Origin of the sequence: Paenibacillus sp. MMO-58 (assembly GCF_037146255.1) — a bacterium.
GTDB lineage: Bacteria > Bacillota > Bacilli > Paenibacillales > Paenibacillaceae > Pristimantibacillus.
Genome location: NZ_JBBCVY010000005.1, coordinates 180086 through 200571 on the forward strand (window position 1 = coordinate 180086; position 20486 = coordinate 200571).

General features: G+C 49.7%; 14 protein-coding genes. 13 read left to right on the top strand and 1 reads right to left on the bottom strand.

Going from position 1 to position 20486, the window contains the following annotated elements; genetic code table 11:
* Positions 1-78 precede the first annotated feature (78 nt).
* The 11 genes from WFJ73_RS16705 to WFJ73_RS16755 all read left to right on the top strand — a co-directional run bounded on the left by WFJ73_RS16705 (position 79) and on the right by WFJ73_RS16755 (position 15822).
* Positions 79-1131 carry a DUF3427 domain-containing protein gene (locus tag WFJ73_RS16705; protein ID WP_336774150.1) on the top strand — a complete coding sequence of 351 codons (1053 nt, stop codon included), beginning with the start codon at positions 79-81 and terminating at the stop codon, positions 1129-1131.
* A gap of 502 nt (positions 1132-1633) precedes the next feature.
* On the top strand, positions 1634-2167 hold the full coding sequence (locus WFJ73_RS16710; RefSeq protein ID WP_336774151.1) for a hypothetical protein: 534 nt from the start codon (positions 1634-1636) through the stop codon (positions 2165-2167).
* A 35-nt stretch (positions 2168-2202) separates the two neighbouring features.
* Positions 2203-3003, top strand: a complete 801-nt coding sequence (locus WFJ73_RS16715; RefSeq protein WP_336774152.1) for a hypothetical protein — start codon at positions 2203-2205, stop codon at positions 3001-3003.
* A 687-nt stretch (positions 3004-3690) separates the two neighbouring features.
* Positions 3691-4326 carry a glycoside hydrolase family 11 protein gene (locus WFJ73_RS16720; protein ID WP_336774153.1) on the top strand — a complete coding sequence of 212 codons (636 nt, stop codon included), beginning with the start codon at positions 3691-3693 and terminating at the stop codon, positions 4324-4326.
* 120 nt (positions 4327-4446) lie between these two features.
* Positions 4447-5358, top strand: coding sequence for a formylglycine-generating enzyme family protein (locus WFJ73_RS16725; RefSeq protein ID WP_336774154.1), 912 nt, complete (start codon positions 4447-4449; stop codon positions 5356-5358).
* A 132-nt stretch (positions 5359-5490) separates the two neighbouring features.
* Entirely contained in the window at positions 5491-6147 is a 657-nt protein-coding gene (locus WFJ73_RS16730; protein ID WP_336774155.1) for a M48 family metallopeptidase, read from the top strand.
* 225 nt (positions 6148-6372) lie between these two features.
* Positions 6373-12255 (top strand): DUF3320 domain-containing protein, encoded by a 5883-nt coding sequence (locus WFJ73_RS16735; protein WP_336774156.1) that lies wholly within the window; start codon positions 6373-6375, stop codon positions 12253-12255.
* A 109-nt stretch (positions 12256-12364) separates the two neighbouring features.
* Positions 12365-13162, top strand: coding sequence for an NUDIX domain-containing protein (locus tag WFJ73_RS16740; protein ID WP_442955958.1), 798 nt, complete (start codon positions 12365-12367; stop codon positions 13160-13162).
* 89 nt (positions 13163-13251) lie between these two features.
* Positions 13252-13926, top strand: coding sequence for a nicotinamide riboside transporter PnuC (pnuC, locus tag WFJ73_RS16745; RefSeq protein ID WP_336774158.1), 675 nt, complete (start codon positions 13252-13254; stop codon positions 13924-13926).
* Positions 13916-14941: an AAA family ATPase gene (locus tag WFJ73_RS16750; RefSeq protein WP_336774159.1), complete on the top strand. Its 1026-nt coding sequence runs from the start codon at positions 13916-13918 to the stop codon at positions 14939-14941. The genes pnuC and WFJ73_RS16750 overlap by 11 nt, the downstream gene beginning before the upstream one ends.
* The gene (locus tag WFJ73_RS16755; RefSeq protein WP_336774445.1) at positions 14941-15822 is read left to right on the top strand and encodes an ADP-ribosylglycohydrolase family protein; all 882 of its coding nucleotides are present in this window, start codon (positions 14941-14943) and stop codon (positions 15820-15822) included. Before WFJ73_RS16750 ends, WFJ73_RS16755 begins: the two co-directional genes overlap by 1 nt.
* A 250-nt stretch (positions 15823-16072) precedes the next feature.
* On the opposite strand, the gene WFJ73_RS16760 is transcribed toward WFJ73_RS16755, so the two are convergent.
* Positions 16073-16798 (bottom strand): TylF/MycF family methyltransferase, encoded by a 726-nt coding sequence (locus WFJ73_RS16760; RefSeq protein ID WP_127492902.1) that lies wholly within the window; start codon positions 16796-16798, stop codon positions 16073-16075.
* Positions 16799-16985: 187 nt separating this feature from the next.
* Between WFJ73_RS16760 and WFJ73_RS16765 the strand changes: the two genes are divergently transcribed.
* Both WFJ73_RS16765 and WFJ73_RS16770 read left to right on the top strand, forming a co-directional pair.
* On the top strand, positions 16986-19025 hold the full coding sequence (locus WFJ73_RS16765) for a glutaminase family protein (protein ID WP_336774160.1): 2040 nt from the start codon (positions 16986-16988) through the stop codon (positions 19023-19025).
* A 162-nt stretch (positions 19026-19187) separates the two neighbouring features.
* The gene (locus WFJ73_RS16770) at positions 19188-20321 is read left to right on the top strand and encodes a GntR family transcriptional regulator (RefSeq protein ID WP_336774161.1); all 1134 of its coding nucleotides are present in this window, start codon (positions 19188-19190) and stop codon (positions 20319-20321) included.
* The last annotated feature ends 165 nt before the right edge of the window (positions 20322-20486 follow it).

The window sequence follows — 20486 nt, forward strand, 5'->3', positions numbered from 1 at the left end:
TTGATAATTATAGGAGGGGAGGGAGGTCCTTCCTGAATGCAAAAGAACCACAGACAACAAAAAAGGGGCTAAACTCATATGCCAATCCCAAAGAACATACTTCAACATCATATACTCTCAGCGATTGAACAGATAGACCAAGTTGGGATTCCAGATGGAAGAGAATCTAGAAAATTTAATTTGGTATACCAGGAACAACAATATCCACCTAAATATGTACTTAGTATTGCAAATTTCTATGCGAATGGAAGTGAACTTGCTCCATCAGAATTTAGCGGCGGTGACGAAGCAAACGGTTTCCTTATAAGGCTAGGCTTTACCGTTGTAGAAAATGAAAATAATACACATGATTCATATGAGCTTGTAGTAGGTCAGTACTACTCAAGAAAAGACATCTACCGTATCGTAAAAGTTCCAGAAGCCCAACAAGGAGGGAATTGGGACACTGGATACACACGCTATAACGGTAACAGTTTTATATTTGCCAACGTGGGAACCGCAGGTAGAACAGGTCATGATCATCCGAATGCATTTGATGGGGATGATCTGATTTGGTTTGGAAAAGATGGCTCAAAGTTAAGGCACGCATCAATACAATCTATGATCAACTCTCAGAATAAATCAGTTTACATTTTTGTCAGAGAAGACAGTAGTGATACTAATTTTCTCTTCTTAGGTAAGGGGACTGCTAAGGAATATGAAGACAGCGAGATCGGTAAAGTCAGAATCAAATGGAGTTTCGATGATTTAAGTGAAAATCATCCTGAGAGACTTTCCGAGGAAGTGAATGAACCCGAAAAGTATTATGAGGGTGCGTTAAAACAAGTACATGTCAACGTTTATGAACGAAACCCTTTGGCGAGAAAAAGATGTATTGAACACTATGGCTTAAATTGTATGGTTTGCGGTTTTAACTTTAAAAGCGTGTTTGGTTATTTAGGAAAGGACTTCATTCATGTTCATCACCTAACGGAACTACATCTTATTGGTAGTGAATATGTAATTGACCCTATTAGAGACCTAAGGCCTGTTTGTCCCAACTGTCATGCAATGCTTCATAAACGTAAGCCCGCCTATTCCATAGTGGAATTGAGAAATATAATTCAGCATCAAAGAGATAAATTCGAATGAAACTACGAACGCCAATTGCTAAAAACAAATTCAGATTCACAACTGATCGAGTTCTTCGTGAGGAAAGAGCAAAGAGGTGAGGTGTTGGTTTGATACGAGATTTCCTTAACACATAGCTATCCATAATACGTATCTGTTCATTTGACTTCACATATAAAGCTGCTTGAGAAAAGGCATTAACCGAAATGGCGGTTGAGTATGAAATAAGAGATAAGAAAGAGGGTATGTTCATCACTTGAACAGCTGATACTGACCTTGATTCCAACGATAATAAGAATGGAGGAAGGAGTCGGACAAGTATAACACCCTTCTCAACAGCTCCTTGACTAAAGAAAGATCAGCGGTGTTATTTGCGAGCCGAGAAAATGATACGATATAGAGAACATCGCCACACGTAGAAAGCTAATTATTTACTTTAAAAAGATGGTTAAGAGGTTAACAGAATTGCGCAAATGGATAAAAGAACTAATTCAAAATTCTGCTCTATGAAAGGTGAAGGAATGTGAAATTTATTGAGAAAAAGGTTATGAGAGCGATTGATATTCTATATGAGCGTGACGTATACCTACTAATACACAATTTAAATGAAAGAACAATTGCACACAGGCTTGGTTTATATCTCCAAACTGAATTTAAAGAAATGGATGTTGATTGTGAATATAACAAAAACATTGATGAAGAACGTGATTCAAAGAATATAAGGATTGATAAGGTTACTGCCATGAAGAATGAAATCATAAGCAAGAAGAAAGAATATGCTGATGATAGTGAACTCACCGTTCTGACAGTATATCCTGATATTGTTATCCATAAGCGGGGGGGAAATCAAAGTAACCTTTTAATAATTGAAATTAAAAAGTCAACCAGTCAAGTAGACAGGAGCTTTGATTACTTAAAGCTGGAGTGCTACACAACAATTGCCCATAATAATATGTTGAATTATACACATGGTTTATTTATTGAATTTCCCACAAAAACACTCAACCCCCATAAACCACAATTAGTTTGGTTTGCAAATGGTAAGCTCATACAGTAATACATCTCGTAAAAACATATAGGAGATATGTACAGATGCGATTGAAAATGAATTTACTTGAAAATGCCTATGATTTCATTAACTCATCATTGCTTTTTTATCGTCTTACCGAGATTGATTATAGAAATTGGAAAATGACTTTTATCAATTTAGTCCAAGCCATTGAATTATTAGTTAAAGAAAAGATCAGGCAAACTAATAAGTATCTTATATACGAAAATATAGATAAACCGAAAAATACAATTTCTCTTTCTTTGGCTATTGAGAGATTGCTTAATATTATGGAACTTGATTTAAATAAAGATGATATTTTGACCTTAAGAAAAGCAATTGAAATAAGGAATCAAATGATGCACTTCGAAGTTGATCTCTCTCTGCATGAATTGAAGGCTAAATACTCTGTACTGTTTGAGTTTATTACATCATTTCATTTCAGGTTTCTTGATTGTGAATTGCATAGTTGCATTGACGAAGAATACTGGTTTGAAGAAGCATCTCTTATGGAATTTTTTCAAACGGACTTTATAGTGTACTTCTCACAAGAAGTACATAAGAAATTTCCAAGAAATTATATCGAATCCAGAGATATAACAGATTATGAGTTTGCAGACGGCTCTGTTTACCCTAGGATTAGATTTGGCGAAGAAATTAATAACGGCAGAAAGGTGGAAATCAACCGGAAACGTTGTTCTGAATGTTTGGGGGAGAAAGGCGATTATCACGTTCCAGGATGTGATGTTGAGCAATGTCCTAGATGTTTAGAACAAGCCATCGCTTGTGATTGCGTCAGTGAATATGATAATGAGGATTTAATTGAGAAAAAAGCGATTGATTAAGTGGAATATTAGGGATCCAGTCGTGGCCTAAACCACGGCTATTTTCATATTTTTTATTATTGTGTTTATCAATTTGCGGGCTTTTGTACTACACTAATCGTTGTTTTCTTACTGGATTTAAGATTTTTATCAAGGCGAAAATGCTTAATCCAGTTAATTTTTACGTTAAGATACTACAAAATGTTGATGATATAGACATTCTACGATTTGGAAGTTTGTACAGGAAATTGGGATCCAATAGGTTTTTCAGTATCTATTTAAAATTGATATGGAGTTTTTTTGATTTACAACAATCCTTTAAAATTTTAAAGAATCTAGCCACACACGAAGATGCATTGGAGCAATTCTTAAGGTGGAAATGAGCGAGTAATCTAAATGTAATAACAATTAATAATTGTAGTATTTTTTCATCGGGAAGATACACTTATCTTTTATATGTTTCAATTAGTATCCCAAGAATTTAAACATAGCCTAAATTCTAGGGGGATAACCCTTTAATTTGATCCTTATAATGAAAGCGTTTTCCTTTTATAATCTTGTTCAGAAGGAGGTGGCCGCCAAGCTTAGCAGAGAGGGTCAGACACAATAACAATCTACTTCATAGAGTATCAGCGCGCAGAGATGATTCACGTTAAGTCGTAGGTACAATGTTGTGACAAGCCATATCAAAATCCCAGGAGGTAGATTATGTTTAAGTTGAAAAAGAAGGTTATGACAGCAGTACTGGCAGCATCCATGAGTATTGGTTTATTCGCGGCAACGGCAAATGCGGCAACAGACTACTGGCAGAACTGGACGGATGGCGGCGGAACGGTGAACGCGGTTAACGGTTCCGGCGGCAACTATAGCGTGAATTGGTCGAATACCGGCAACTTCGTTGTAGGTAAAGGCTGGACTACCGGCTCTGCTTCCCGTGTTATTAACTACAACGCAGGCGTATGGGCGCCTAACGGCAACGGTTATCTGACTCTCTACGGATGGACTAGAAATTCCCTGATCGAATACTACGTGGTGGACAGCTGGGGTACATACCGGCCTACCGGTACTTATAAAGGGACGGTGAGCAGCGACGGCGGCACTTACGATATCTACACGGCACAACGCGTCAACGCTCCATCCATTGATGGAACGGCTACTTTCACGCAATACTGGAGCGTCCGTCAATCGAAGAGAGCAACTGGCAGCAACGTCGCCATCACCTTCAGCAACCATGTTAACGCTTGGGCAAGCAAAGGCATGAACCTGGGCAGCAGCTGGTCCTACCAGGTCCTCGCGACGGAAGGCTATCAAAGCAGCGGCAGCTCGAACGTAACGGTATGGTAATCTGATCAGTTACTAAGAGAGCCTGATTGCTTTTTACCATAGGAAAAAAAAAGAGCCAAGGCCGGCCGGTCTCCCTGACGGCGGCCTTCTCTATTTCGAATGCTCAAAGGAGAATAACCGATGAGAAAGCTTTTAACCTGCTCTCTATTAGCAGCATTAATCTTGGTTAGCGCTTGCTCGGAGGAGCCGCAGCCGGACAAGAGTGCGCAGAAACAGCCTGCTCAAGCGGAGGCCGTGGTTCAGTCTTCCGCCAAGTCGGAGAATAACAAGGATGATAGCTTTGTGCTGGTGAAGGGCGGAGCTTTCGCGAATAAGAAGTCGAGCTATTATGGGAAAGACATCAAGCTCCCGGACTTCTATATCGGCAAATACGAGGTCACGCAGGAAGAGTGGGTTAACGTGATGGGAAGCAACCCCTCCCAGTTCAGCGGCGCCAAGCTGCCGGTCGAGATGGTCAGCTGGTACGACGTGATTGAATATTGCAATGCGAGAAGCACGAAGGAAGGGCTTAAGCCTTATTACAGCATAGACAAGAACACGAAGGATCTGAATAACAAGAGCGAGCACGATCAGCTCAAATGGACGGTTACGATCAATGAGGGAGCTAACGGGTACCGGCTACCGACGGAGGCGGAATGGGAATATGCCGCAAGCGGCGGACAGCAGAGCAAGAGCTTTACCTACAGCGGCAGCAATAATGTGAACGAAGTCGCCTGGTATTGGAGAAATGCCGGGGACAAGTATCTAGAGGGAGACTGGACCTGGCCTGCGATCGAGAACAACCACGATACGACCAAAACGATCGGCATCAAGAAGCCTAACGAATTAGGCTTATACGATATGACGGGGAATGTACGGGAATGGTGCTGGGACTGGTACGTCGGGCAGGATGTACCGCAAGGTGCGATGCGAGTCGTCAAAGGCGGCGGCTGGATTGGCGATATCGGCAGCGCCGAATCGGCCTTCCGCGGCAAGTTCGAGCCTAACGGCTTTGGACCGGATCAAGGCTTTCGACTGGTTCGCGGGGAGTAAACGGTGGCCACGTACACAGGCATTATTGTAAAAAGCACACCCTATCGGAAGCGAAGTTCGGGAAGAACAGCGGCTGATAGGGTGTCTTTGTGTTATTGTATACCTATACAATGACTAGGAACGATGGTGACTATGAAGGTTCAGTTAGATAATTACACGATAGACGTGAACGTCCTCTATGGCGTCAGGAAGAAGCTGTATCTCCAGATGGATTCCATGGGGCATATTACGGTGAAGGCTCCTAACGATACAAGCGATGAAGTGATCCGGCAGGCTGTGAAGCAGCATGAAAAAGAAATCGTAAGCAGGCTGCAGACCATTGCTAAGGCGCAAGCTGCAGCGCCTAAGACCAGGGAGTATGAGGACGAAGGGAGATTCCTTCACCTCGGCAAATACTATTCTCTCCATGAATTGATCGAGACGGAAGGCTTAACGGAAGAGGAGCTGAGGCTGAATCTTCGGAAGTTTTATTTTGCAAGCTGCAAGAAGGTTGTAGCGGAGCGGATTAAACTGTACCAGGAGAAGCTGAAGGTCAGACCTAAGTCGATTGATATTGTCGAATCGGCGACTAAGTGGGGAAGCTGCAGCTCCAGCAAAAAGCTGACCTTCAACTACCGCCTCGCGATGGCACCGGTTGAAGTGATCGATTATGTCATTATCCATGAGCTCTGCCATCTTACGCATATGAACCATGACCGATCCTTCTGGCGACTGGTCGGAAGCATCATGCCCGATTACAAGGATAAGGAAGCGTATTTGGCCCGTTACGGGCAGGCGATGACGCTGTAGTTGCCATTTTTTATCTATAGACATGATTGTCGGGATGTAACAGTATAATAGTGGAGCGATCTGTTTAAAAAAGAGAGAGGAACAAAACTGTTCTTACAGCCTAAAGACTGTAGGGTCCAGTTTACCTCTCTCTTTTTTCATGTCGAATTTAGCAGAAATAATAATTCTTAAGTGCTATAGTAAATCTACTGACATCATTTGATAGAGCAAGGAGGTTCGAAGCCTTTGGATAACAAACGTATATCCTGCGACTGGTCCTACAGCGAGATTGTCAATTACGGCATTCAGCAAAATCACGTACCGGTCGTCAGATCGATAGAAATACATAATCATACGGATGAGGATCTAATTAACTTTACGGTGCGGCTTACAGCCGAGCCGGAGTTTGCTTACGAGTGGAGCAAAAGCTACAGCCTGCTGCCTGCCGGCCAATCGCTTAATCTCGGAACGGTTAACCTTCAGATGTCGGCGTCTTTTCTGGCTAATTTGTCAGAACGGTTAACTGGGACGCTTACTTTGCAGATTCTGCAAGGGGATTCGGAAGTCTACCGCGAACGCGGGGCGATAGCCGTATTAGCCTTCGATGAGTGGAGCGGGCTTGCCGTGCTGCCGGAGCTGACGGCGGCTTTTGTCATGCCGAATCATCATCATATTGCGCAGGTCGTCCGGGAAGCCGCAGATATTTTGGCCAAATGGACCGGAAGCTCCTCGTTCACCGCTTACCAGAGCAAGGACCCGAATAAGGTGCGCACGCAAGCGGCTGCCATCTACGCAGCTTTGCAGAACCGGAAAATCGCGTATAACGTAGCGCCTCCAAGCTTTGAAGTTATTGGTCAGCGCGTACGTCTGCCGGAGACGATCTTTACGCACCGCATGGGCAATTGTCTGGACCTGTCTCTTCTCTACACGGCTTGTCTGGAGGCGGTTGGGCTGCATCCGCTGCTCGTCTTCACGAAAGGGCATGCGTTCTCCGGCTTATGGCTGGAGGAGGAGACCTTTGCGGAAAGCGTGCAGGATGATATCTCCGTCTTAACGAAGCGGATCGCTTCGGGTATGAACCAGATCTGCGTGGTGGAAGCGACGGCTTTCGTGGAAGGAGAGACGGCAAGCTTTGATCAAGCGGTTGGCTTAGCCGAAAAACATCTCCAGGATCCCGACCAGTTCGACTGCGTGCTGGATATTCGAAGAGCCCGGTCTGCGGCGGTACGCCCGCTGCCGATTCGTACGGCTACGCCGGAAGGCTGGATTTTGGAGCCTCAAGCGGTAACACCCGGCGAGACGGATGCCGCTGCGCCTGGGCTGGTTGATGTTTTGGAAAAACCGCTCGAAGTGGAAGCTTTGTCGCAATCCCCTCGCCAGAAGTTATGGGAACGCAGGCTGCTGGATCTGACGCTCCGTAATTCGCTTCTTAACTTCCGTTTGTCTAAGTCGAGTATTCCGGTCATTACCGCTCAATTAGGTGACTTGGAGGACGCGCTGGCGGACGGAGAGGAATTCCAGCTGCTTGCCAAGCCGAACGACTGGCAGAACAACGGCCGGAATGCGGATTTGTACCAGAGCATTAATAACGATCACCCGCTGGCTCAGCTTCTGAGAGAGGAGTTCAACCGGAAGCGTCTGCGCGTCGATCTGGAAGCGGTGGAGCTGGAGAGAAGAATGGTGCATCTGTACCGTTCGGCCAGAGTCTCCCTTGAGGAAAATGGGGCCAACACGCTGTATTTGGCGCTTGGCCTTCTGAAATGGTATGAGACTCCGGTCAGCGAGCTGCCTCGTTATGCGCCAATTGCTTTGATTCCGGTTGATATTATCCGGAAGTCCTCGCGGCAAGGTTATGTCATCCGGGCCAGAGACGAAGAGCCGCAGATGAACATCACGCTGCTGGAAATGCTGAAGCAGGATTACGGCATCGGCATTGACGGGCTCGACCCTCTGCCTAGAGATGAGAAGGGCATTGCCCTGAAGCAGGTATTCCATGTGTTCCGCCATGCGCTTATTCAGGTTCCGAGATGGGATGTGGAGGAGACCGCTTACCTGGGCTTGTTCTCTTTCGGCCAATTCGTCATGTGGAATGATATCCGCACGCATGCCGATAAGCTTGCCCGCAATAAAATCGTGGCTAGTCTGATGGAAGGCCAGTTGAAATGGGCGGAGCAGCCGGAGGAGACAACTCCGCTTGATCTGGATCATCCGACTCGGTTATCGATTCCGATCAGCGCGGATTCCTCGCAGTTATCGGCGGTGCGCGCGGCGGCAGGCGGTCAAAGCTTTGTCCTTCATGGTCCTCCGGGAACGGGCAAATCGCAGACCATTACGAACATGATTGCTAATGCGCTGGCGCAAGGGAAGCGGGTCTTGTTCGTCGCGGAGAAAATGGCGGCCTTATCCGTCGTGCAGCGCCGTTTGGAGCAGATTGGGCTTGGTCCATTTTGCCTGGAGCTGCATTCGAATAAGAGCACGAAAAAATCCGTTCTGGATCAATTAGCTGCCGCTATTGAGGCGAAAAAGATCCCGGCACCGGATTCCTGGAGCAGCCAAGCGGACCGTCTGTTCCAGCTCAGGAACGAGCTGAACGGTTATGTATCGGCTCTTCACCGCAAGTATCCCTTCGGCCTGACTTTATTCGAAGCGATAGCCGGGTACGAGCAGGCGGGAGAAGCTCCGGATGTCGTCCGTTTCGACGATGCTTCCATAGAAGCTTTAACCCCGGGAAAGCTGATCCTCTGGAAGGATCTCGCGGCACGCCTGCAAATCGCGGGAGCGGATTGCGGAGAGCCGCATCTTCATCCATTAAGAGATGCCGAGCTTACTACCTACTCGCAAGCGATCAAATCGGAAGCCGATCAGGTGCTGAAGCGGTATATTCCGCTGCTGGGCCAGCTGCGTGAAGCCGTGAGCCAGGCTGTGGAACGCCTTAAGCTGATTGTGGATGCGGATAGTCTCAGTTATCAGCGTCTTCAGGTGCTGGTGCAGCTCTGCGAGCTGGCGAGCCGAGTTCCCGAGATCAAGCCGGCCTTCCTTCAGGCTGCCGATGTCGAAGAGGCAGTGGCACAAGTGAGGGCAACGGCCGAGCAAGGCAAGCGCAGAGATCAGCTCCGGGCGAAGGTGTTCGCTAGATTCACTCCTGAAGTCACCACGCTGGACGCAAAGTCGGTACTGGCGGAATGGGATCGGACGGAGCTTCAATGGTTCCTGCCGAAGTGGTCGGGGCAAAAGCGTATTTTTAAACGACTAAAAGGCCTGGCAGCTAATTCCTCTTCCTTCGCTAAGGATCAGGTTAAGCCCGCTCTCGTGGAACTAACCGCCTGGCAGGAAGAAGAGTTGAAGCTGAAGACGATGAAGACAGCTGTGGCGCCTTATCTTGGTCAGGCATGGGCGGATGCGGAGGATGGCAAATGGGAGGAGCTTGCTGCAGCCTGCGATTGGGTAGAAAAGCTGCAAGCAACGCTTGTTCAATGGTCCGGCAGCCGGACTGCTGCGAATTCCTTGAGACAGCAAATGACGGATGTCCTTCTGGATAGCCGTCATGACCAGGCTCAGATTACCCTCCTGCAAGGAGCAGGAAGCCTTGATCAACGGATTAAGGCGGATGAGCTGGAGCTTGCCCGGCTGCTCAGCATTCCGTTCGAGAAGCTGCGGACATCAGAGACCGCAGGGGAGTGGCTGGTCTATATCGCTGACAAAGCGAAGCTTTGGTCCGCTCATATCGAGAGGCTGCGCGAATGGACGACTTGGCGCAGGGTCCGCACGGAAGCGGTAGAAGCAGGCTTGTTGTCTCTTATTACGCCGTATGAGGAAGGTCAGGTCGCTAATGCCCAGTTGATTGCCGCCTATGAGAGAGGACTGTACAAATCCATTGCCAACTATATGATTGCAAGAGATCAAAGTCTGCAAGCCTTCTCGGGCAAATTATTCGAGGATACGATCGAGCGGTTCAGAGCCGCGGATCAGCAATATTTGAGCTTAACTCAGCAGGAGATTGCGGCACGCTTATCGGCCAAAATCCCGCAAATGACGGTAGAAGCCGCGCAAAGCTCCGAGGCGGGTATTTTGCAGCGAGCTATTCGCAGCGGGGGACGGAATCTCTCGATTCGCAAGCTGTTCGAGACAATCCCGAATTTACTTCCAAGGCTGACGCCTTGCATGCTGATGAGTCCGATTTCGGTTGCGCAGTATTTGGATACGAATGGCGCCAAGTTTGATCTGGTTATCTTTGACGAAGCGTCCCAGGTGCCGACGGCTCAAGCGGTTGGAGCGCTCGCCAGAGGGCATCAAGCCGTTATCGTAGGCGATCCGAAGCAGCTGCCGCCAACAAGCTTCTTCTCGAAGAACTCAAGCGAGGCGGATGAGGAAGAAGCGCTGCAGGATATGGAAAGCATCTTGGACGACTGTCTGGCGCTTGGCATGCCGGAGCGGCATCTCACTTGGCATTACCGAAGCCGGCATGAGAGCCTGATTGCCTTCAGCAACGCGCATTATTACGAGAACAAGCTGATGACCTTCCCGTCTCCGGATGAGCCGGTTTCCAGCGTGACTCTTATTCCCATCGAAGGTTATTACGACCGTGGACGTTCGAAGCAGAACCGGGCGGAGGGCGAAGCGGTTGTGGCGGAGATGATCCGCAGAGTGAAGGATCCGGTCTTGCGCCAGCACAGTATTGGGGTGGTAACATTTAGCTCCGTGCAGCAGACCTTGATCGAGGATCTGCTCGAGGAGGCAATGAAGCAGGATCAGGAGCTGGATCTGTTATTTGCGAAGCTTCCGGAGCCCATCTTTGTGAAAAACCTGGAGAATGTGCAGGGCGATGAGCGGGATGTGATCCTGTTCTCCGTTGGGTACGGACCGGATTCAGCCGGCAAAGTGAATCTGAACTTTGGACCGCTGAACCGGCAGGGCGGCTGGCGCCGTCTGAACGTCGCCGTATCCCGTGCCAGATATGAGATGCTGGTCTACTCGACGTTAATGTCGCATCATTTGAACGCGAGCCGGATCAGCTCGCCTGGCGTTCTTGGCCTCAAAGCCTTCCTGGATTACGCGGAAAAAGGCCAGCGCGCGCTGCCGGCTAGCTCAGCTGCCGAGCAAATTTCGCTGGTGTCCAATCTGCACCGCAGTCTAGCCGAAGAGCTGAAGGCTCTTGGTTATGAAACGGAGCAGCATGTAGGCGCGTCGGGCTACCGGATTGATCTCGGGGTACTTGATCCGGTGAATAAAGGGCAATATGTGCTTGGGATATTGCTTGACGGACCGATGTACCGGGATGCGGAGGCTGCCCGCGACCGGGATATTTTACGCGAGCAGGTGCTGGAGCAGCTTGGCTGGAACCTAATTCGCGTATGGAGTCCGGAATGGTGGGAGAACAAGGGGAATGTAATCCGGCAGGTGGTCGGAGCTATTGAGCAAGCCAAGGAAAGAACGCCTGTGGCAGTGCCGGTTGCTCCTCCTGAACCGGTTGTAACGATTCATTCGGCGACCGCTTCTTCTACTGCTGCGGATGCGGATGTTGAGGAAGCTTCGGAAGAACCCGCAGCGGTTGAAGCCACGGGTAAGCAGGATTCATCGCTTTCGTATATCCCTTGCCAGCTTGAACCGGTTACGCTTGGAACAGACCTCTTCTATTCTCCCGCATCGACGGAGCTGATCCTTGGACAGATCAGGCAGGTCATCCGCGAGGAAGGACCAATCAGCCGCAGTCTGCTGGCGAAGCGGGTGCTGCAGGCATGGGGAATTACCCGTCTAGGAGCTAAGCTTGACCAACGTCTCGCCGACCTGATTGTACGGCTTAAGCCTGTGGAGACGGTCACAGATGGAGCTGTATTCTACTGGCCGGAGGGCAGCGAACCGTCAGGTTACGACCGGTACAGGGTTGCAACCGAAGAAGCAAGGCGGGCGGCAGAGGAGCTGCCGCTTGAGGAAGTCGCAGCCGCGGTGAAGGCCGTCCTTGCTGCGCAAATCAGCCTGCCGCAGGAGGATTTGATCAAGCAGGTTGTGAAATTGCTCGGCTACGCACGATCTGGCAATGCGCTTGACCGGGTGATTCGCGGCGGCATTCAAAAAGCCATTGAGCTGGATTACGTGCAATCCGATGAGCAGGAACGGATTGTTTTGAAATAAAAGAAATGGAAATGACCGCATACTTCGCGTATGCGGTCATTTCTTTTTTCCAGAAAGTACTTGAACATCTCTTATCATTATGTCATATTGATATTATCAAATTGATAATATGAGTTGCGGAGGAGGCCCAGTACCCTTGAACCTGAACGAAAACGAAACGAATTATTCCGCCAGCAACTACCGGACTCCCGATGGTGCGCCTACGGATATTGTTATCTTTACGATTACCTCGCAGGAGAAAGAGACGGCAAAGAAAGCTCTTCCTAACAGGGAGCTGCAGGTGCTGCTGATTCGGCGGAAGGCATGGCCTTTTGAAGGGCAATGGGCGTTGCCTGGCGGATTTACCCGCGAGACGGAGACCGTTGAGGAATGCGCGATCCGGGAGCTGAAGGAGGAGGCCGGTGTCGAACAGGTGCACATGGAATTTCTCAAGGTGTACAGCAAGCCCGGTCGCGACCCTCGGGGCTGGATGATCAACCATGCATTTTGCGCGCTCGTCAATGAACGTTACCTGCGAGACCGGCGGGCATCGGACGATGCGGAGGATGTGCAGCTATTCTCGCTAAGCGAAGCGCTCGAGATGGAGCTGGCTTTTGACCATCATGACATTATACGTGACGCTTACCGGCGGATTCAGCAGCAGATGGTGACTGAGCCAATCGCCAAGGAGTTTTTACCGGAGGAATTTACGATCGGAGAACTGTATCAGATCATTCAGACGGTTGTACCGGCGTTTGAAGAGAAGAATTTTATCCGCAAAGTGACCTCCACGCAAAGCCGCAAGGGTCTAATTGAAGAAGTCCGCCACGCGGACGGAAGCTTGAAGCAATCCAATCAGTATTCGCAGCGTGCGGCGCAGCTGTACCGTTTTACCGGCTTTGTGCCGGAGCTTTCGATTTATAGCTAATGAGCGAATGCTTACGAGGTATGAATCATCACAATAGGCCAGAAAATGGCCATTTCGGTGATCATTCATTTTAGGAGGAGATTAACATAATGAAACAAAATCTATCGATGCTGGGACTGCTTGCGGCGATCCTGGCGGTCGCTTATTTTACATCGTCGAGCGCCATCGAGATTGCGGCTACAACAACCGGGCTGGCGGCCGTATGGCTGACCGCGAAGGAGAAGCTGTGGACCTGGCCGATTAGCTTGGTCAACGTAGCCTGCTTTTTCTATATGTTCCTGGACGTGAAGCTTTATGCGGATATGACGCTGCAGGTATTCTTTTTCGTGCTTAGCCTTTATGGCTGGGCCGTATGGATGACTAAACGAGAAGGGGCGGCCGTTCGGCCAACAAGAACCTGGACTCCGCGAATGGCTTCGCTGTTACTTGCGTTCCTGGTTGTGTTCACAGTGGCGTGGGGTTACATTCTTGAGCGTTATACCGATGCGTCTATTCCTTATCTGGATGCTTTTATCGCTACACTAAGCTTGGTCGCCCAGTTCCTGCTCTCGTACAAAATCCTGCAAAGCTGGTATTTCTGGATCGTCGTAGACGTTCTTTCGATTGGGATGTATTACTACAAGGAGCTGTACGCGACATCGTTCTTATATGTTATTTTTCTCGGCATTGCGATTATGGGGCTTGTGGAGTGGAAGCGGGAATATGCGCGGAGAGCCTCAGCTATACAGGCTCAGCAGGATGAGGTGAACACCTATGTCGGGTGAAAAAGTCGGGTTGACGCTGGGCAAATTTGCTCCGTTTCACCGCGGCCATCAGCATGTGTTGGAGACGGCGCTGCGCGAAGTCGACCATCTGATTGTCGTTATTTACGACAGTCCGGAGGTGACCCCGGTGCCATTATCGGTTCGGGCTCGCTGGATTCGCAAGCTGTATCCAACCGTGGAAGTGCTGGAAGCTTGGGACGGTCCGTCGGACAGCGGGGATACGCCCGAGATCAAGCGTGTACAGGAGAATTATATCTTGGGTTTGCTTGGAGGCAGGAAAATTACTCATTTCTATTCCAGCGAATTCTACGGCGAGCATATGAGCGAAGCGCTTGGGGCGGTTAATCGTCAGGTCGATCCGCTGCGGGAGACGTTTCCCGTATCCGGCACGAAGGTGAGAGAGGGTTTGTTTGAAAATAAAAGCTTGGTGGATCCGGTCGTTTACCGGGATCTTATTACGAATGTCGTATTCCTCGGAGCCCCTTCTACCGGCAAAACAACGCTTGCCGCCCGTTTGGCCGAAGAGCTGAAGACCGTCTGGATGCCGGAGTATGGCCGGGAATATTGGGAGGTGCATCAGATCGAACGCCGCTTGACGCTGGAACAGCTGGTCGAGATTGCGGAGGGCCATCTGGAGCGGGAGGAGCGTTTGCTGCTTGAGGCAAGGGATGTGCTGTTTGTCGATACGAATGCGATTACGACTTATATGTTTTCGCTCTACTATCATGGCGAAGCTCATCCCAAGCTGGGGGAGCTGGCGGTTCGCTGCGCTTCGCGATATGACCTCGTCTTCCTTTGCGAGGATGATATTCCGTATGACGATACGCCGGACCGCTCGGGTGAGGTCAACAGGTCTACTTTCCAGAAGCAGATTGTGGCAGATCTTATTGAGCGCAAGATTCCTTTTATTCCGCTTCGCGGCAGCCTGGAGGAGAGGGTGCAGCAGGTCAAAGCCGTTCTCGGGCGATACGAGAAATACAGAAATCCATATGAATGGACGGGGGTGTTACGGTGATGAGAAACCGAATTCTGGGCGGTTTGTTTGGGGTTGCGGTTGGCGATGCGCTGGGCGGAACAACGGAGTTTATGAGCGAAGCGGAAATCCGGCGCAAGTATGGCTGGCTGGAGGAGATCGTTGGCGGAGGCGTCTGGCAGCTTGAAGCCGGAGAGATTACGGACGATACGGCGATGACGATAGCGGTAGCAAAAGGGATATTGCGCAATCCGCAGGATCCGATCGAGGCGATCGGTGAGTATTTTATGGCGTGGAAGGCTACCCATCCGAAGGATATCGGAAACATTATTCGGACGGTATTTGGTCTCTATGACGGAAGCTGGACGGAGGCGGCGAGAAAGGCTGGTATGTTGCTCGGCGGAAAAACGGCGGGGAACGGAACGTTGATGCGTTGTTTGCCTGTTGCTCTTGCTTATGGGGATGCGGCATTGATCGAAGAGGTAACGAGACGTCAATCGGAAATGACGCATGAGGATCCGCTGGCGGCGGAAGCTTGTCTCATCTATAACCGGATTGCCGCTCGACTGCTGGAAGGGGAACAGCTGGCTGCTGCTATCCGAGCCGAAATAACCGGAACCCGTTATGAACAACTGCTGAACGGTGCCGCGTCGGCATCTCCGCCGGACGGGTTTGTTGTTCACACGATGGAATGGGTTGTCCATCATCTGCTTACGGCTGAGAACTTCGAGGATGTGGTGCAGCGTGCGGCGAACAAAGGCGGCGATTCCGATACGATTGGCGCCATCGCAGGCGGACTTGCCGGCATCTACTGGGGATACGACGGGATCCCGTCCAAGTATACGGATAAAATCCTGCTCAGACAGGAGCTCGTAGAGCTGGGAGACGCACTTCTCGCTTTGCGAAAAAGTGAGAGGCTGTAGACGATAGATAGCGGCATGATAAAGGGGCTGCCCGAAGTCATCTAAGATGACCTGGGGAGCCTCTTTTTATTTGAAAAGATCAGTTGCTTGAAGCAGGTAGTAAGGGGCGACTCTCGGCAGATTGGATTTCCTCCAGTAAATTTACTCTTTTTTGTTGCTATGTCTCTCTACGTTGGATTTGGTCCACTAAATATGCTTTGGTCGCAGCAAAAAGGAGCAACCGCCGGTTGCTCCTTTTTGCTCCTCCAGCTTACTTCGTCTTTTTCCAATACACGCCGGTAATATCGATGGTCACGAGCGGGTCCGTGATGTTATGGGCAGCGCGGAAATCATGCACGGCTGCGGCGCAATAGCCGATGGAGTAGTCGTCAATGATGACGTAGCCGCCGACGGATACTTTCGGATAGAGGTTGTTCAGCGCATCCATTGTCGAGGAGTACATGTCGCCGTCGAGGCGGGCAATGGCGATTTTTTCCGTTGGCGCCGTAGGCAGCGTGTCCTTGAACCAGCCTTTCAGGAAGACAACGCTGTCGTCCAGCAAGTCATATTTTTTGAAATTACCCTGTACCTCGGGCAAGGAAACGCGCAAAAAGTCCTGTTCGTGAAACTTGGAGGTTGCGTCGATCGGATATTGCGGGTCGGGCTTCGGCAATCCTTCGAAGGAATCGGCCACAAGCACCTTGCGGTTCCGTACGCCATGCGCTTTCAAATAACCCGCCATAAAGATGCATGCTCCGCCGCGCCAGACGCCGGTTTCAATAAAGTCCCCCTGAACGTTGTTGGCGATGACGTCGTTCATCAGCATATGAAGGTTGTTCATCCGGATCCGGCCGATCATGCTATGCGCAATAATGGGCCAATCGAGGCCTTGAAGGCGGTTCTCCTTCGTGGCGCCGGGCTCATGCTCCAGCCAGATTTCAAATAGAATCGTTTTCTTCAATAATTCCAAATACATCTCAGCTGCTAGATTGGGCATAATCACAGTCCTTTTCATTCTTAGTGTTAAGGTATGAATATGAACCAAGCTTGGAATTGGATTGTGTGTAAGACCACTAGGGAGAAAAACCTGTACATCGCCCGTTTTGCTCATTGACATAAAATTTAATATAGCATTATAATATATCCATTATAACAAATGTTAATATGATAAAGGAGTTGTTTTCATGAGCGCAATTCGTCCTCCTGCAGTCCCTCTCGTAACGGTAGATCCTTATTTCAGTGTATGGTCCCAAGCGGACCGTCTTACGGATGACTTTACCCGCCATTGGACGGGACAACGGCATGGCATGACCGGCCTGATCCGAATTGACGGAATGGTTCAACGTTTTGCAGGGCTGGTAGAGCCTAACGCTGAGCGCTACTACACGGAACCGCAGGCGATGGAGCAGAAGAGCGTATCCGTATCTCCGCTCAGCACGGTTTATACGTTCCAATCGGCAGGAATCGAATTGACGGTCCGCTTTACTTCTCCGCTGCTTCTGAATGACCTGGACGTGTTGTCGAGACCGGCTTCTTACGTAGCCTTTGAAGTACGCTCGACCGACGGCGAGGAGCATGACGTGCAGATTTACTTCGACGTTACCGGCGAATGGTGCGTGGATCAATCCAAGCAAGCCGTTATCAGCAAGAAAGAGGAAACGGACGGCTTGATTTCGCTGCAGATTGCTCATGAGACGCAAGAGCCCGTGAACCGTTCCGGCGACGACCACCGCATTGACTGGGGTTACTTCTACCTGAACGCGGAGAAATCCGATCAAGTGAGCGGCTACATAGCGCCTGCGCATATCCGCAAAAACTTTGTTCGCAACGAGAAATTGGCCGAATCTCCGGCACAGACGGAAGCTCAGGTTGTTGCGGACGTACAGCCGGTAATGGCGCTTGTCTACAATATCGGCAGCGTTGGCTCCGTAACGGAAAAACACCTGGCCGTGCTCGCTTACGACGATGTGATTGCGATTGAATATTTCGGCGAGAAGCTGCAAGCTTATTGGAAACGTAACGGACAAAGCACGCAGGAAATGATTGCGGCCGCATTCTCGGAATACGAGAGCCTGCTCGAGCGCTGCGCTGCTTTCGATAAACAAATCATTGCCGAAGGTGAACAATCCGGCGGAAGCCGTTATGCGGATCTGCTGGCATTATCCTATCGCCAGGCTATCGCTGCGCATAAGCTTGTCCTCGATACGGAAGGCGAGATCCTGTTCCTGTCCAAGGAATGCTACAGCAACGGCTGCATGGCTACGGTTGACGTCAGCTACCCATCCGTTCCGATGTTCCTGCTGTACGCACCGGAGCTGGTGGAAGGGATGATTCGCCCGATTCTGAAATATGCGGAGAGCGATGCTTGGACCTTCGAATTCGCGCCGCATGATATCGGCCAATACCCGATCGGCAACGGCCAGGTATACAGCGAGAACCAGCGCGAGGGACAAATGCCGGTTGAGGAATGCGGCAACATGCTTTGCATGGCGGCTTCCGTTGCTATTGCCGGCGGCAACCGCGACTACCTGTTCAGCCATATCGATATTTTGGGCGAGTGGGCGGACTACTTGACCGAGTTCGGTCTGGATCCTGAAAACCAGCTGTGCACGGATGACTTCGCCGGCCACCTTGCGCGCAACGCGAACCTGTCCGTGAAGGCGGTTATGGGCGTAGCAAGCTATTCGATCCTGAAGAAACTGCAAGGCGATGAAGAAACGGCAGGCCGTTACATGGCCAAGGCGAAGGAAATGGCCGTGCAATGGGAGCAGCTTGCGGCGGATGGCGACCATACGAAGCTGGCTTTTGGCTCGGAAGGCACGTGGAGCCTCAAGTACAACCTGATCTGGGATGTGCTGTTCGGCACGGAGCTGTTCTCCAAAGAGATGATTGACAATGAGATTAGCTGGTATAAAAAAATGAGCAACGATTACGGCACGCCGCTCGACAACCGCGCCAACTATACGAAGAACGACTGGCTTGTCTGGTCGGCCGCGCTGTCGGATAACCGGAACGACTTCGAAGAGCTGGTCAGTCCGATCTGGGATATGCTGAACGAGACGGAAGACCGCGTACAGTTCTCCGACTGGACGGATACGGTTACCGCGCGTCAAATCGGCTTCCAGCACCGGACGGTCGTTGGCGGCATCTTTATGAAGGTGCTGAAGGACAAAGGCATTATGAAGGCCTTCCAAGCGGTTTCTTCCGTCAACGGAGGAAAGTAAATTTAAGATCCTGTGACGGACAGGGGCGCATGTGGAGTGCGCCCTTGTTTTTGCTCTACACAGGAAAATAGACAATTGTTTAAATAACTGCTTTGTTAACAAACCCGATCATGGTATATTTGTTATAACCAATGAATTGCGGTCCGGATAGGAGGATTAAGCGTGAGTCAAGATAGAGAGCCTCTGTATATCAAAATACAGAATCATTTCAAAGATCTGATCATCTCCAGGGAGCTCGTAGAGGACGATAAAATCCCGACGGAAAAAGATCTGATGGACGAATTCGACGTTAGTCGGATTACGGTTGTGAATGCACTTGCTGAACTAGCGAAGGATGGTTGGATCTACAGGATTCCGGGAAGAGGCAGCTTCGTCAAAGGCATCCCGGAAAAGCAGATGGCAGTCAGCCCGATAAGCGAAGCGCGCGGAGAGCAGTCGGAACCTAAAGTGAAAATTGGTCTCGTGTTCCCGGTGCTTGCCGACTATTTTGCCATTCGCTTAATAGCTGGGATAACGGACGGCCTTAAAGCCAAAGGTTATTCGCTTGTTATTATGCTGACCAACAACTCCAAGGAGAAAGAGAAGGAAGTTATCCGGGAGATGAAGAACACCGTTGACGGGCTTATTATTTTCCCTGTCGACGCCGAGGTCTATAACGAAGAGATTATCGCGCTCAAAATGCAGAACTACCCGTTTGTCTTGATTGACCGGTACCTGCCGGGCGTGGAGACAAATGTTGTTGCATCGGACAGCGCGCTGGCCACGATGCTGGCGGTTGACCATCTGTGGGAGCTGGGACATCGCAATATTGCGATCTGCTCCGACTCGCCGCTTATGACGGTATCCGTAGACGAACGGATCCAAGGCTACCAGGAAGCCATGAAACAGAAGGAAGCGTTGATTAACCCGTCGCTCATTCTGAATGACATTCATATTAACGGCGGAGGCATGAGTGCCGAGCATCCGTTCTACCGCTTCGTCAAAAATCAGATGGCGACCGCCTATATCGCGCTTAACTGCTCGCTTGGCGTTCAGATCTTATCGATTGCCAAGGAGGTTGGCCTTCGCGTTCCGGAGGATATTTCCATCGTGACGTTTGACAACCCGACGCCGCTGCTCGAGGAGTTCAGCCTGCTGACGCATATCGACCAGTCGGAATATCAAATGGGGGCCGAAGCGGTGCAGCTGCTGCTTCAAGTCATCGAGAATAAAGGCAAGCAGCCGATCAAATTCGAGAAGAAAATCTTGAAGCCAACCCTGATTGAACGCAAAACAACGGCTAAAGCGAAAGCATAAGCCGCTGTACATGCAAAACATACGAGACATACGAGAAAACCCGTTTCCCTTGCACTTCAAGGGGGGCGGGTTTTCTTTTTTTTGTTTGACTAATTTGATATAACAAATATAATTAATTGTATAGAGGTTTTATAGCATTTGAGTAAGTCTAAAACAAGCAAGGAG

Coding starts and splice junctions, on each gene's coding strand:
- WFJ73_RS16705 (WP_336774150.1), top strand. CDS start 79: ATGCCAATCCCAAAGAACATACTTCAACATCATATACTCTCAGCGATT.
- WFJ73_RS16715 (WP_336774152.1), top strand. CDS start 2,203: ATGCGATTGAAAATGAATTTACTTGAAAATGCCTATGATTTCATTAAC.
- WFJ73_RS16720 (WP_336774153.1), top strand. CDS start 3,691: ATGTTTAAGTTGAAAAAGAAGGTTATGACAGCAGTACTGGCAGCATCC.
- WFJ73_RS16725 (WP_336774154.1), top strand. CDS start 4,447: ATGAGAAAGCTTTTAACCTGCTCTCTATTAGCAGCATTAATCTTGGTT.
- WFJ73_RS16730 (WP_336774155.1), top strand. CDS start 5,491: ATGAAGGTTCAGTTAGATAATTACACGATAGACGTGAACGTCCTCTAT.
- WFJ73_RS16740 (WP_442955958.1), top strand. CDS start 12,365: ATGAGTTGCGGAGGAGGCCCAGTACCCTTGAACCTGAACGAAAACGAA.
- pnuC (WP_336774158.1), top strand. CDS start 13,252: ATGAAACAAAATCTATCGATGCTGGGACTGCTTGCGGCGATCCTGGCG.
- WFJ73_RS16750 (WP_336774159.1), top strand. CDS start 13,916: ATGTCGGGTGAAAAAGTCGGGTTGACGCTGGGCAAATTTGCTCCGTTT.
- WFJ73_RS16755 (WP_336774445.1), top strand. CDS start 14,941: ATGAGAAACCGAATTCTGGGCGGTTTGTTTGGGGTTGCGGTTGGCGAT.
- WFJ73_RS16760 (WP_127492902.1), bottom strand. CDS start 16,798: ATGCCCAATCTAGCAGCTGAGATGTATTTGGAATTATTGAAGAAAACG.
- WFJ73_RS16765 (WP_336774160.1), top strand. CDS start 16,986: ATGAGCGCAATTCGTCCTCCTGCAGTCCCTCTCGTAACGGTAGATCCT.